Consider the following 14731-nt stretch of genomic DNA (forward strand, 5'->3'; position numbering starts at 1 on the left):
TATTATATGTCGGGCAACCCTTCTCCTTGCTCATGAACTCCCAGCGCATTACGTGCCATATCCATATACTCTTCCAGACCAGACTTAAGGGCGAATTCGGCGATAAGCACAGGGTAAGCTGAAGTTAATTCGACGATATGATCGCTCATACGCGGCCACACACGTCCGCCTGCTGTCTCATAAAGCTTCAATAAACGAGCAAGCTCTACTTCTCCGAATAAAGTATAGTAACTCGTAAAATCAATTGCCGGATCAGCTACTTCGGCCTCAGTCCAGTCTAGTATTCCAGTAACCTCTGTATTCGAAGAGACCAGAATATGACCTGGGTGCAGATCGCCGTGCACAAATGCGGAATATGCCGGCCAGTAGCTATCGTCAGCTAGCCACGCCTGCCATCGTTGCCACAGCTCCTCGGATACACCAAAGACGCGCCGTGTTTCTTCCATTCGCTGAGCCATTAATTGCCGAACTTCGTCGTGCTGCTTTACGCGAACACCGAAATCAGCTGCCCGTTGGTAATCTATCCGGTGCAACGCGGCTAAGGCCTTAGCGAATGAAGCAACGAATCTATCCGTCAGAGCGTCAGGGTTGATGAACCATACATAGCTTTTTGTTTCCATATCAATAGTAGCAGCGGGAGTTCCCCCCAACTGAGGATAGGCGATGAGCTTTGGACTATATATTTGCCAATCAGGTACCGCTATAGGAAGAGTATCACGAATCATCCGAAGCACCTTATGCTCGTAAGCGGCAGATTGAATCACATCTGCTCGTCGCGGTGTACGTAGAACCCAAGGGGTATCGTGGATGTCCTTGGCGAATACGGCTCGGAAATCCAGCCCGGATTCATTGAGTTCCAATCCTTCATGTTGTATGTGAAGCCCATTGCTTTGGGCAAGGGCCAATATATCGCTAACGTCATTCGGGTTAGTCAAGGGACGCTTTTCAGTCATATGAAACACACCTCATTGTTCAGATTTGGTCTTAAAAAAGGCAACTTAAACAAGCCTCAACCCTTTCATGTAAAAAAACGGGTTGAGCTTCATTGAGAAACCTAGCCTTTTATCTGAGACGCATGTAGTGAGTACACATGAATGAGCAAACCTCCTTTTACAAAATAGGGTATCTAACCCAGCCCTAATATACCATCCGACATTCGAGGATGTCTACAATATACGGGATAATGTACATAGCTTCCCCAGTTCGCTTATCTGTGGACTAGAGAAGTTTTTACAAGCTGCACATTGCAGGATACAATGGAAGTATTAGAGAAAGGAGACGGATACGTTTGCAAAAAGAAGACAATAAGACCGATTCCAAATCCGGCTCATCCAAATGGTATCTTGGTAGTGCAGCAGCATTGCTCCTGCTGAAAGGCAAATCGTTACTTGCCCTTTTAAAATTCAGTAAATTTGGCGGTGCGCTGATATCTATGGCGTTTACGATTGGCACGTATGCGATTATATACCCGTGGGGATTTGCGGTTGGGTTCGTGTTGTTGTTATTCGTGCATGAGCTGGGGCATGTATTGGCTGCCAAACGCAAGGGGCTTCCGGTGTCGACACCGTTATTTATTCCATTTCTCGGTGCGTTAATCACCATGAAACGACAGCCTTTGGATGCCCAGACAGAGGCTTACGTGGCCATGGGTGGCCCGTTATTGGGGACAGTTGGGGCTATGGCCGTATACGCAGGAGCGTATGCAACAGACAGTCCACTTTTGTATGCACTAGCATATATCGGTTTTTTCCTGAACCTGATCAATTTGCTGCCGATTCATCCGCTTGATGGAGGACGAATTTCTACAGCAGTGACACGCTGGTTATGGCTGGTGGGTCTACTGGGTGGGATTGTAGTGATCGTGTATTTGAAATCCATTTTATTTTTCTTTATTTGGGCACTATTTGCCTATGATTTATACAAAAAATATGTCAAACGCAATAAAGAAGGCGTCAAAGTTCAGTCGTTATTACAGAAGCCGCTGGTTAACGTACAGCATTTGTATGAGCAAGGATATCCGCTGCCTGGACCGGAGCATACGCGCAGATTATCCTTTAATACCTACTCGGATCTGGAAGGGCAGCAATATGTAACGGTATATATGGAGAGTCTGGATGTGGAGCATACGCTTCTGCTGCCACAGCAGTGTCTTGTCCAGCATGTATGGCTGAACGGTGTAGAACATATACCTACCCCAGATGCGTATCAGCTCAGATTGCTATGTGGGATTGACTACATTCCATTTGAAAATGATAAATATTACGAAGTACCCGCATCATCACGCTGGAAATTCGGTATCGGTTATATGGGCTTGGCCTTATTCCTGATAGGGATGATGTATGTTGTACACCAGCACATAGGAGATATCAGGCTATGATTCGCAGGATAGGAACTTCACCATCAATTTAGATTATTAAGGCAATGAAACTCATTGGAAAATAAAATAGAAAGAGCGCGACAGCCGAATATACGGTGTCGCGCTCTTTTTCATATGATTAACGCAGTGGAGCCATTGCTATCCTTCCTTATTCTAGCTCCTCTGCTCATCAGTAATCGGTTTTAACGTCTGGCGGTACTTAAGTGGGCTGGTGCCTGTCCAGCGCTTGAACTGTCTGCTGAAATGAGCCAGACTGGAGTATCCCAGTAGGGAAGCTACCTTGTTTAGCGGTAGATTGGGCTGCTGGATCAGCACCTTAGCCTCATGCAGCTTGGTTTCCGATAGATAGTGACGTGGTGAATAGCCGTAAACCTTGCGGAACACTTCCTGGGCATAGCCTGGACTGATTCCAAGGGAAGCCGCCACATCTTCAAGCCGGAACGTCTGCTCGCCAGATTCATCCTCTCGATAAGGTTTGAACCTCGATTGAATAGCTTCCATAATGGCCTTGGCATATTGAACGGATGAAGGTGCAATTCTCGGCTCCAATCCCGTAGAAATCATTTGCGAGAATATCCCGAATAGCTCAAACAAAGCAATCTGCATGCGAAAGCGGTCCGCTGTCGTATATTCTCCGTTCTCCCGCACCATGCTGATCCAGCTATGGACAACTTTCTGCAGCTTGGTATTGGTTTCAGTGCCTGCCGGGAAAAAGAGCTGATTGCTTTTAATCATCTCTTGACGGAACAATGGATCATCGACATTAAAATGGGTGCTAAAATAATACATTCCATCAGGGGATACACACTGACTCACATGCTTGAACCCCGGCGGAATAATTAAAATATCGCCTTCCCCCACCGAGTATATGTTATTCTCCATCATCGTTTCCTGACGACCTTCTAGAATGAGTGCAATTTCAAAACCGATATGGGACTCCTCAGGCATGCACCAATCCGCTTTGACCCGGTGAATATGGGCACCAAAAAACTTCACATTCCAATCAATAATAGGTAGCCATTGGCAATCGTGGAATAGAGCTGGATCAACATCTGGATTTAATATCATCAGATCACCTTCGATTAGGGCAAATTTTACACCGCTTAGACAATCTCATTGTACCTAACATTTATCTATAATAAAAGAGCGCTTACAAGTGTTCTGATATAAGCCTTTACATAAAAAAATCGCTTATATGTAGTGATTTTGAAAGCGATGCCATATTGTAATTAGGAGGAGCTATGGAAACAACATCGAAAGAACGTGTGTCATATTACGTTTACTTTTTGGGGAGTAACGCAATTCTCTGTCTGGTTGCCTCTTTTGCAATGCTATTTTATACGGATTATGTTGGCATATCTGTTTCTATTATTGGTACTTTATTCGTACTAGCCCGTATATGGGATGCGCTTAGTGCTCCGATCTTCGGTGTGATCATAGACCGGGCCAACCTAAGGGGTGGCTTGTTCAAACCCTGGACAAATCTGGCTTCTATTATTTTGCCAATACTTACCGTACTTATTTTTCTCGTTCCGAGTGACGCGTCACTCACCGTCAAGGTGATTTATATTGCCGTCACGTATCTGGTATGGGAAATGTGTTACACGATCAGCGATGCGCCTGGCTTTGGTTTGGCTACACTGATGACGAAAAATACGCATGAACGTGATCTATTAATGTCCAGAGGTCGGACGATGGTCTTCTTGGCCTTTATGGTCATCTCCTCGTCTTCGGTAGCCGTAGCCGATCAGATCTCCTGGCCAATTTTGGCGCTAATCGTTGCTGTAGCAGGTTTGATTTTAATGAACTTTACTCGCTTTAATGTCAAAGAGCGTTATTCCAACAAGGCAGAGAAGGTTACGCTCAAGCAGATTATGACGTATCCCATGCAAAACAAGCAGCTTTTATTTTACCTGATGTCGTTTATGACACTGTCCATGACCAATCTGCAAGGGATTGTCGTCAGCTACTTTGCCTTATATAACTTGAAAAATCCTATCTATATTTCAATTCTCATGTTCATTTCCTTGGGTGTGCAGCTGCTCACCGCATTAATTTTACCGCCGATTATTACAAGATTTGGCAAGTGGAAAGTGAATGTCATCAGCTTGCTTGGATTGTTTACTACAGGCCTGTCCTTATTTGCAATCGGTTACAGCAACCCCATTGTAGTATGCGTATTTGCAGTTCTTTTTGGCCTGTTCAGTTCCGCGCCGCAGCTTATGGTACCGATGTTTACCGCCGATTGCGTGGAATATGGCGCATTCAAAAAAGGGGTGCGTGCCAGCGGAACCGCCTTTGCTACCCAAACGTTTGCAGGAAAACTGGGGGGAGCAGCAGCCAGTGGAATTGTGGCCTATGCGCTTGCCTTTGCCGGCTACATTCCGAATGTACCGCAGACCGGACAGGTGCTTACGTGGATATTTGCGCTTTATGCGGTAGTGCCTGGTGTGGGGGCCTTAATTACGGCAGGGCTGTTCGCATGGCTGTACAAGATTAAGGAAAAAGACGTAGAGGGCTGGCTGGCAAGTGCGAAAAAAAATCAACAGCAGACGGATCTCACGAAGCAGGAAGTTGCTGGTAATACGATATCTGTTCCATCCCTGAAAAAGCCGCATAACAGCCACGGTATTTGAAACAAAGCTATATAAGTTGAACACGAAAAAAATCCCATGGAAAACGGAGTAGGCGAAATGGGATATGACAATTACCATGAACTTATAGGAGGACGACTCGATGAAAAAGCTGCTGTACGGTGTTGCCTATTATGATGAATATATGCCTTATGACCGTTTGGACCAAGATATTCAAATGATGAAGGATGCGGGAATTAACGTGGTGCGGATAGCCGAATCTACTTGGAGTACACATGAACCGCAAAATGGAGTGTTTGATTTTACCTCCGTGGATCGGGTGCTGGACGGTATGCATAAAGCCGGTATTGAGGTGATTGTGGGCACGCCGACATATGCTGTGCCCACATGGCTGGTGAAGGAGCATCCCGATGTATTGGCGACAACGCCTCAGGGGCCGGGCAAATACGGAGCTCGCCAGATTATGGACATTACGAACCCGGTGTACCTGTTCCATGCTGAGCGAATCATACGCAAGCTGATTGGACGGGTGAGTCAGCATCCGGCGGTCATCGGCTTTCAGACAGACAATGAGACGAAGCATTACCATACGAGCGGTCCCAATGTGCAATTACAATTTGTGAAGTATTTGCGGGAGCGGTTTGAATCACTGGATGAGCTGAACCGCAAATTTGGCTTGGATTACTGGAGCAATCGCATCAATAGCTGGGAGGACTTCCCTTCGGTGGTCGGAACGATTAATGGAAGCTTGGGCGCAGCCTTTTCCCAATTCCAGCGCAAGCTGGTAACGGACTTCCTGGCCTGGCAGGTTGCGCTTGTCAATGAATATAAGCGGGCAGACCAATTCGTTACGCAAAATTTTGATTTTGAGTGGAGAGGTCATTCCTTTGGGATTCAGCCGGATGTGGATCACTTTGCTGCATCTCAAGCGTTTGATGTGACAGGTGTAGATATTTACCATCCATCCCAGGATGATCTGACTGGAATTGAGATTTCCTTTGGTGGTGATGTGGCACGTTCAACAAAACAGAATAATTACCTGGTGCTGGAAACGGAGGCGCAGGCGTTTACACACTGGGTTCCTTATCCGGGACAATTGCGACTGCAAGCGTTCAGCCATCTGGCTTCCGGGGCCAATATGGTAGCTTACTGGCACTGGCATTCCATTCATAATTCCTTCGAAACCTACTGGAAAGGTCTGCTCAGCCATGATTTTGAACCGAATCCTGTGTATGAGGAAGCACAGACGATAGGGAAGGATTTTGCGAGATTATCCCCACATCTGGTCAATTTGAAAAAGAAAAATAAAACAGCCATCCTGGTCAGCAACGAAGCGTTGACATCCATTAGCTGGTTCAAGTTTAATATGAACAGTCCATTGAATTACAACGATATCGTACGCCGTTTGTATGACGAGCTGTACAAGCTGAATATCGGGACGGATATCATCCATCCGGGTACGGAATCGTTTGATGACTACGATCTCTTGATCGTCCCGAGCCTCTATTCTGCGCCAGATACACTGCTGGAGAAGCTGAACCGCTATGTCGAACAAGGCGGTCATGTAGTTTACACATCCCGAAGCGGATTTACGAATGAGCATGTGCAGGTAAGAACTTCCCAGCAGCCGGGTGTGATTAGCGAAGCCTGCGGCATTCATTACAGCTTGTTTGTGGAGCCAAAGAACGTGACGCTTAAGGATAATCCTTTTAAAGTGGCAGCAGAGGACAATCAGGTAGATACGTGGATGGAGCTGATTACCCCAACGACTGCGGAAGTATTGGCTTATTATAATCACCCGCATTGGGGCAAATATGCCGCGATTACGCAAAATCGCTATGGTCAGGGAACGGCGACCTATATCGGCTGTATTGTCAGTTCGGCGGTCATCCGCGAACTATTGAGCTCTGTAGCCAAAAAGGCAGACGTATGGGGACTAGATCAGGAAGCTTCTTATCCGATCATTGTCAAATCCGGTACGAATGATTTGGGGCGAACGATCCGGTACTATTTTAACTATTCCGAACAAGCAGGCTCGGTGATATATCCGCACGGAGACGGCAAGGAGCTGATCGGAGAGCAGAGGATTACCCAAGGACAAATGCTCCAGTTGGAGCCTTGGGGTGTTATAATTATCGAAGAAGCGTAAATGATGAATAGTGAGCTGAAACCGACGTACGAATCATTTTATATAGTATCGGCCGGGAGTATCCGGCAAGTGAAGCGCCCCTGCGAATTGCGGGGCGTTTTCGCATATGGCTGAATAGAGGAGTGCATCGCTATGCCAACCCGAGCAATCCGCTGGTTTCGGGCGCTGATGGCCCCGTATCGACGTAGCATTCAGCTCAAGCTAGTCTTGACGATGATTGTTCTATCTGTGCTGCCGGTCATTGCTGTCACGGTGCTGGCTGCGGAGAAAAGCAGATCGTCTATGGAAACCGAAGTGGTCGAGACGAACATGTCCAACATGAAATGGACGGGCATTTATATCAGCGACCAGTTAGATCGTCTGAATCATCTGATTTACAGCATTCAGATCAGCCCTGATCTAAGCGATTATTTGAATGAACGAGAACCCGACAATCTTTCAAGCCAATTTAATGCCCAGCGAAAAATGCTGAATACGCTGGCGAATGTGTATTATTCAGCCGGGAGTCATGTCATCGGTATTCAGTTGTATTTGAAGCAATCGCAAACCGTGTTCACCTTCAATAGTATGCAAAATGAAATTACGACAGTGGGCGGTATTCCCCCGCAGTATGCTGAGATGTGGCAAGCGAATAAGGATTATTCGATTCGACCAAGCTCCGCTGACCCGGAACGCTTTACACTGACACGCAGTATTCGGCGTTTTGAAGACCAGAAGCAGACGGGGGCTATTTCATTGGAGGTGCTGTGGTCACAATTCGATCAGACGCTGGGTCTGCTGGGACGAGGGGATCAGCATCAAGTGTTGATTACAGATAGGGATGGCAGAGTTATGTATCCAGTGCAGGCTCGGCAATCGCCTCCTCCTGCAAGAGTGCAGGCTGCTCTTCGTGACGTTAAGCCGGGTCCGGGGATGCTTCAAACTGCCGAACATTATGTGTTCTACAATGATCTGGATGTGGTTGGACTGAAACTGGTCAAAATCATACCGACTTCCTCCATTAACCACAGTGCCTTTTCAACCATGCTGTATGGTATTGTCGTAGGCGTGATTTCAATCATGGTTTCCATCTGCATCGCTATTTTCATCGCATGGCGGACCGCACGCCCGATTGTCCGTTTGGCGCGTTCAGTGCAGGAACTGGATATGATCAAGGGACCGGTTGGGGAACCAAGTATACGACCGGATGAGATTGGGTTGCTGGAAAGAAGTTTGCATGGGATGGCAGGCCGAATACGTGAACATATCCAGACAGAATACAGTATCAATTTGCAAAAAAAGACGGCTGAATTGAAAGCGCTCCAGGCGCAGATTCATCCTCATTTTCTGCAAAATACGCTGCAAATGATCGGAAGTATGGTGTTTTCCCAAAAGCCGGAGGATACCTATGAAGTCATTCGTTCGCTGAGTGAGATGTTCCGTTACGTGGTGAGGGAGCCTCAGGATATGGCCTCTCTGCGTGCAGAGCTCGATCATGTGGGACATTATATGCGCATCCAGCAGCGTCGTTTTCCGCAAAGATTGGTATTTCAGGTGGAGACAGAAGAGCAGGCAATGGATATTCGTTTGCCGAAGCTATCGCTTCAACCATTGTTGGAAAACGCATTTCAGCATGGTCTTGATCGCAAGGCAGGGGCGTGGCGAATGGCAATCCGCGTGGAGATTATGAAAGAAGATGTGTGCATTACGGTCAGCGATAATGGTAACGGTATGCCCCCCGACAAGCTGGAAAAAGTTCGAGCTAGGCTGGAAAACGCATCGGAGGAACCAATTTGGGCGCAGGGCAGTCATATTGGATTAAGCAATGTGTCTTCACGTATACGGATGAATTTTGGAGTGCATTACGGAGTGACGATAGATAGTGAGCAGGGAGTCGGTACATGTGTCACTATTCGTATTCCATTCACCTCAGCAGAGGAGGGCAAAGTATGATCAAGGTATTAATCGTTGACGATGAGCCGTGGAACCGCGATATTTTGAAGACATTTGGCACATGGGAAAAGCTTGGAATGGTGGTGGTGGGTGAGGCAGAGGACGGAGATGAAGCATTCAGGCTGGTCGGGGAGTTAGCTCCCCACATTGTGATTACGGACATGCACATGCCAGGTGCGGACGGAGTGGAGCTGCTGCAAGCGCTAAATAACCAATATCCTGATGTGAAAATCATTGTCGTGAGCGGATATGATGACTTCGCGTATGCCAAACATGCGATCCGTTACAAGGCTATTGATTATTTGCTAAAGCCTGTCAATCCTGTCGAGCTGAATGCGGTGCTGCTCAAATGCAAAAACGATCTGGAGGTCAAGTTGGCCGAACAGCAACCAGAAGCAACAGAACTGGATTATGAGTTTTTTCACAAGTTAACCCGGTATAAGCAACTGCTGCGTCTTTATTTTAATGAGCTGAATCGTGACGGGGTGAACTTAACATGCAGACAGGTTGTGCAGGAGTTGGAGAGTTATGGAGCACCAACTCCACATATGCTGGGCAGGCTGGTGCAGGAGCTGCTTTCTCTGCTGAAAGAGCTATCAGCGGATAACGGGCTGAATACTTCTACGGCAAAGGGTGGATTTCCACTTTCGCAGGCTGTTCTATCCTCTGTAGAACATGCGCTGGAATTCGTATCGTCATGCTATATTCAGGAACTGGATCAGCTGATTCGGCAGCGGAAATACAAAAACAAGCTGAATTTGGAGGAGGTACGGCGGTATATCGATAGTTACTATGCTGGGCCGATCACACTGGAGCAGTTGGCGAAAAACTTTTTTGTGAGCAAAGAGTATATGAGCAAGGTATTTAAGCAGGAGTACGGTCAGAATGTAACGGACTACATTGTAGAACGGAGAATGGAAAAGGCGCGGGAATGGCTGGCCAATAAACAGATTTCAATTAAAGCCGTTGCAGAGATGGCTGGGTACGAGGATGTGTCTTATTTTTATCGGGTATTTAAAAAGCATTTTGGCATGGCCCCCGGTGAAATGAGAAAGGAAGTTTAAAAAAATCCAATTCAATATGCTAACGGTGTCCAATGGCAGAAGTGGCCTCCCACCCTATAATGAAAGCGTATACAAAATCGTTATTTTCAACTTAGGGGAGGTCATTTTGCATGAAGATGTGGAAAGGTGTATTGAGTACGATGCTGGTTGGCACGTTGTTGGCCGGATGTGGAGCGAATTCTTCAGGCAGTGACAGCAGCGGTTCCGGTGGAGACGGCAAAACCGTAAATCTCAAAATGTTTATTGCTCAGCCCCGTTTGAAAGAACACTACGATAAATACATTAATGCGTTTGTAGCCAAAGAGAAGAAAGATAAAAATATCGACGTTACCGTTCAACTGGAGATGCCGCCTGCTGACAATGCCGCACAAATTTTGAAGACAAGGCTCGCATCAAACGATGCACCGGACGTATTCGCACTGCATGCGGTGAATGAAATTCCACCGTTTTACAAAGCGGGATACTTGGAGGATTTGTCCGGTCAGCCATTTGTCAGCAAATTGATGGACAGCGTTAAGCCCTCGGTGACAACTCAAGACGGCAAGGTTGTAGCGGTTCCTTTGGAAACGATCTCCTGGGGCTATTTGTACAATAAAAAGATATTTAAGGATTTGGATTTGAAGCCGCCGGGAACGTTGACCGAAATGAAGGCTGTCGTCGAGAAGCTGAAAGCGAATCATGTGAAACCGTTCCTGTTGTCCTACAAGGAATCCTGGATTCCACAGTTGTTCGTGCCGCTCACTGCAGGTGCAATGATGAACACACAGAATAAGGATTTTATCGAACGGATGAATCAGGACAAAGGCTCATTCTCGGAAATGAAGAGCATGTTCGATATTATTGATCTGGTGAACAGTAATGGTACAGATAAGGCGCTGGAAATTGGCGGGGATGATGGGTCGGCGGCCTTTGCCTCAGGTAAAGCGGCGATGTGGATTCAGGGGCCGTGGTTTGCGGAAACGATTTTAAAATCGGATCCGAAGATGGACTTTGGAGTAGCCCCGCTACCGATTAATGACGATCCGAATGCGACCTTGATCAATCTGTCCACTTCGACTTCGCTGGCTGTATCCTCTACAAGCAAGAATAAGGAGGTTGCACTCGATTTTGTTAACTATGTGTTGGACGACAAGGATTCCAGCGCGTTCTATGAAGCATTGAAATTTAACCCTATCTCCAAAGTGCATACGTTTAAAAGCTATCCTTGGGTTAATGATGCTACCGAATATGTGAAAGCAGGCAAGTCGTATCAAGATCCATCCATCCCGCAGGCGGTCAAGGACGAGGCAGGCAAGTCGCTACAATCCTATTATGCTGGTCAGCTCTCGCAGGATGACGTCATTAAGGCGCTGGATAAGGCATGGAAATCGTATAACAAAGTGAACAAGTAGCGGGAACCTACAGAATGACATCGGGAGGGAGAGACTCCATGCCTTTTAAAATCTACAAAAAATACGTCATGCTGCTGGCGTTTACTGCCCCGGCACTGATCTTTTACGCCATCTTCCTGCTTATTCCAACGATCAGCGGCATGTACTACAGCTTTACAGACTGGAACGGATTGAATCCCAATTACAACTTTATCGGCTTGGGGAACTTTGTGGAATCCTTGAAGGAAGACCCCGATTTTCTCAATTCCCTTTGGTTTACACTTAAATACGTGTTGGTCATGATCGTGCTACAAAATGTACTTGCGCTAGTACTGGCAGTGTTGATTGAATCACGCACACGCAGCAAAGGATTTTTTCGGACGATATTTTTTATGCCCAATATGATCAGTACTATTATTAGCGCATTTATGTGGACATTCGTTTTTTCCTCTGTGCTGCCGCAGATTGCCGAAAAGACGGCTATCGCCTTTTTAGGTCAATCATGGCTGGGTGATCCGAAAGTATCGTTCTTTTCCATCATTATTGTCTCGCTCTGGAATGGTGTGGGATATATGATGATCATCTATCTGGCTGCACTTCAGGGTGTACCACAAAGCTTGAAGGAGGCTGCTATTATTGATGGAGCGAACGCATTTCAGACATTGCGAAGTGTGACGCTGCCGATGATTACCCACGCGATTACGATCTGTTTCTTCCTGACACTTAACGGTGCCTTTAAGGTGTATGAGGTTGTGTATGGACTGACTGGCGGAGGACCGGGACGCAGCACACAGGTAATTACGATGAACATTTATGAGGAGGCCTTCTCGAATAATTTCCGTTATGGCTATGCGAGTGCTAAATCCGTTATTTTGTTCGCCATTGTGCTCATCTTTACTCTGATCCAGCTGCGTGTCATGAAGAAGAGGGAGGTGGAGGCATGAGGCTGAAAAAGGCTAATTCCTTGCTGATCACGCTGATGCTGTGCGTGGGCGCAGTCGTGTCCTTCTTCCCAATCTACATGGCGGTCATTAATTCGTTTAAAACACAGGGTGAGATGTTTGCATCCTTTACGGCGCTGCCGACGAAGCTTCACTTTGAAAATTACAGCCAGGCCTTTCATCAGACCCATTTGCTGAACAGCGCTCTGAATTCTACGATTATTTCTTTTATCGGCATTGGCGGGATCGTGGTCTGTTCGGCACTGGCAGGCTACAAGCTGTCTCGTACAAGTGGAAAACTGAGCAGTGCGATTTTCTTTCTGTTTGTTGCGTCCATGCTGGTGCCTTTTCACTCTATAATGATACCGCTTACACGAATGGCAAAAGATTTGTCTGTTCAAGGCAGTACGTACGGCTTGGCTTTGATCTATATCGGTTTGGGCGTGAACATGGCCATCTTTTTGTATCATGGATTCGTCAAATCCATCCCGCGTGAGCTGGAAGAATCCGCGCAAATGGACGGCTGCAATGAGTTCCAAACGTTCTTTCGCATTATATTTCCCTTGCTGCTGCCGATCACCGTCACAATTGCCATTTTGGATTTCCTGTGGATTTGGAATGACTTTTTACTTCCACTTTTGATGTTGACGGATGTGAACCATTACACCCTGATTCTCTCGACCAATATGTTGTTTGGAGAATACAACAAGGATTGGTCGCTCATTCTGGCTGCGCTCGTGCTGACCTCCATCCCGGTTATTCTGATCTATGCCTTTTTTCAAAAATTCATTATGGAAGGCATTGCGGAGGGAGCAGTTAAGGGATAAGCTGTGCTTCTCATTGCCCAAAAAATCCTTTCTTAACCACGAACGTTTTCAAAAGAGACTAAACAGCCTGAGCCCCTACGAATATGGGACTCAGGCTGTTTAAATAGGGCTTATTAATAACTGGCTGCTTGATAGGGAACTTCAGTTCATAAGGGCATGCTTTTTTGTCGTGCTTGATGACGTCCTAATCTTCCAGGAACTTGCTGTCTTCTTGGGATAACACGTACGATGCCTTGCTGCCGAACCGGGAGCCGGACGCTTACTGTGAGCTTTACTTCGCAAACAGCGTGCTGCTATTCGTATTGTTCTGCGGAGCATAAGCGCCGTCCCAGGTGATAAAGAAGCTTGCTCCAGTGTAGACCTCATTCAGGGCACTGCTCCAAAGCGAATAATCGAATTCCTTGAGCTGATTATTGTTGCGATCCACATGGTCGCCGCCCACGGCTGGTCCAATCTCGCAGAAGCCATAAGTTTTGCCAAGTCCTTTGATGTCATTGTAAGCCATCTTGATTTCATTGTCATTGGATGGATCGTCGCTGTAGGCGTCGATGCCAATCCAAGTGACATAGCTGGAGCCGGGGTAATAAGCGGCCGCGTTGGCTCCTTTATTTGGAGCATAGACAAAATTGACGTTGGACATGCCATGGGTCGTCACGATGTAATCGTACAGATTGATGTACAGGTTCTTATAGTCTGTCGTGTTCTTGTTTCCCCACCAGAACCAGCCTCCGTTCATTTCATGGAAGGGTCTGTAGTAGACGGGGGATGAGTCAAACTTTTGCAGGCTAGTCACAACATTGTCAATCTGAGCCTTATAATTTTGCAGCCATACGGGGCTGGATGAATTGATGGATGAAATGTCTGTATTGGCCAAGATCTTAAAATCGGAATCAGACATCGGGGCGTTTACATTTCCACCCTGGGGATTGGGCATGTGGGTAGAAATGGTAACGATTTTACCTAAGCCTTGGATGGCTGAGGCGCTATGGGAGGTAATGGAGGCTGCATCGCTCCCCCCGTAGTTCCAGTTCAGCAGATCATAAGAGACGATGTCAGGGTTGTAGGTCTGGACAGGACTGGTGTCTACACTTCCGTCATAGCCCAGGAACATGCCAGTATAATTGATATTACTCTCCGCGCCTGCCGTCATCGGTAGCGCGAATAATAACGCAGCCCCGGTCAGGGCGGTGATCAAGCTCTTCGTTTTCTTGAATGAATTCATATTGGTTGGTTATCCTCCTAATGTTTTATATCTTGCTATCGGTTAACGCAAGATAAGGTGTGTTAAGTGAAAAATGTTCTAGTACACTACCTCCTCGGATCGGCTGGTTGACTTTTACTATCAATCACAACGTACATTATTTTTAGCGAGTTGATCCCATCTTCCTGTAGGAAAGGGCTTTTTAGCGAATCCTCAATTATATCGACTGCAAGGAAAAAAACTAAAATAGTTCTATTGAAGTAAAAATTATTTCAT

At 46.6% G+C, this 14731-nt stretch carries 11 protein-coding genes; 8 read left to right on the plus strand and 3 right to left on the minus strand.

Translation table 11 applies throughout. The annotated features are described in order from the left end of the window. Window positions 1-2: 2 nt before the first annotated feature. Window positions 3-953: a macrolide 2'-phosphotransferase gene (locus ACUC6J_RS03530; RefSeq protein ID WP_447249760.1), complete on the minus strand. Its 951-nt coding sequence runs from the start codon at window positions 951-953 to the stop codon at window positions 3-5. 335 nt (window positions 954-1288) lie between these two features. Here ACUC6J_RS03530 and ACUC6J_RS03535 point away from each other — a divergent pair, with 335 nt between their 5' ends. Further along, a complete protein-coding gene (locus tag ACUC6J_RS03535) occupies window positions 1289-2377 on the plus strand; it encodes a site-2 protease family protein (RefSeq protein ID WP_025363980.1) in 1089 nt (362 codons plus the stop codon). 153 nt (window positions 2378-2530) lie between these two features. Here the strand turns inward: ACUC6J_RS03535 and ACUC6J_RS03540 are convergent, their stop codons facing one another. Beyond that, window positions 2531-3445 (minus strand): AraC family transcriptional regulator, encoded by a 915-nt coding sequence (locus tag ACUC6J_RS03540; RefSeq protein ID WP_090891274.1) that lies wholly within the window; start codon window positions 3443-3445, stop codon window positions 2531-2533. A 173-nt stretch (window positions 3446-3618) separates the two neighbouring features. On the opposite strand from ACUC6J_RS03540, the gene ACUC6J_RS03545 reads away from it, so the two are divergent. From ACUC6J_RS03545 to ACUC6J_RS03575, 7 genes are all read left to right on the plus strand, one after another. Continuing rightward, window positions 3619-5013 (plus strand): MFS transporter, encoded by a 1395-nt coding sequence (locus ACUC6J_RS03545; protein ID WP_447249761.1) that lies wholly within the window; start codon window positions 3619-3621, stop codon window positions 5011-5013. Between the two features lie 100 nt (window positions 5014-5113). Then, entirely contained in the window at window positions 5114-7120 is a 2007-nt protein-coding gene (locus tag ACUC6J_RS03550; protein WP_447249762.1) for a beta-galactosidase, read from the plus strand. A gap of 132 nt (window positions 7121-7252) precedes the next feature. After that, a complete protein-coding gene (locus ACUC6J_RS03555) occupies window positions 7253-9052 on the plus strand; it encodes a sensor histidine kinase (protein WP_447249763.1) in 1800 nt (599 codons plus the stop codon). Beyond that, the gene (locus ACUC6J_RS03560) at window positions 9049-10116 is read left to right on the plus strand and encodes a response regulator transcription factor (protein ID WP_447249764.1); all 1068 of its coding nucleotides are present in this window, start codon (window positions 9049-9051) and stop codon (window positions 10114-10116) included. Before ACUC6J_RS03555 ends, ACUC6J_RS03560 begins: the two co-directional genes overlap by 4 nt. Window positions 10117-10226: 110 nt before the next feature. Further along, complete coding sequence (locus ACUC6J_RS03565) at window positions 10227-11507, plus strand: ABC transporter substrate-binding protein (protein WP_016819394.1); 1281 nt, start codon at window positions 10227-10229, stop codon at window positions 11505-11507. 38 nt (window positions 11508-11545) lie between these two features. Next, window positions 11546-12430, plus strand: a complete 885-nt coding sequence (locus ACUC6J_RS03570; RefSeq protein ID WP_016819393.1) for a carbohydrate ABC transporter permease — start codon at window positions 11546-11548, stop codon at window positions 12428-12430. Then, window positions 12427-13254 (plus strand): carbohydrate ABC transporter permease, encoded by an 828-nt coding sequence (locus tag ACUC6J_RS03575; protein WP_017425736.1) that lies wholly within the window; start codon window positions 12427-12429, stop codon window positions 13252-13254. The genes ACUC6J_RS03570 and ACUC6J_RS03575 overlap by 4 nt, the downstream gene beginning before the upstream one ends. A gap of 271 nt (window positions 13255-13525) precedes the next feature. On the opposite strand, the gene ACUC6J_RS03580 is transcribed toward ACUC6J_RS03575, so the two are convergent. Continuing rightward, on the minus strand, window positions 13526-14476 hold the full coding sequence (locus tag ACUC6J_RS03580) for a glycoside hydrolase family 26 protein (protein ID WP_447249765.1): 951 nt from the start codon (window positions 14474-14476) through the stop codon (window positions 13526-13528). Window positions 14477-14731 lie beyond the last annotated feature (255 nt).

Source organism: Paenibacillus sp. JJ1683 (assembly GCF_053006485.1).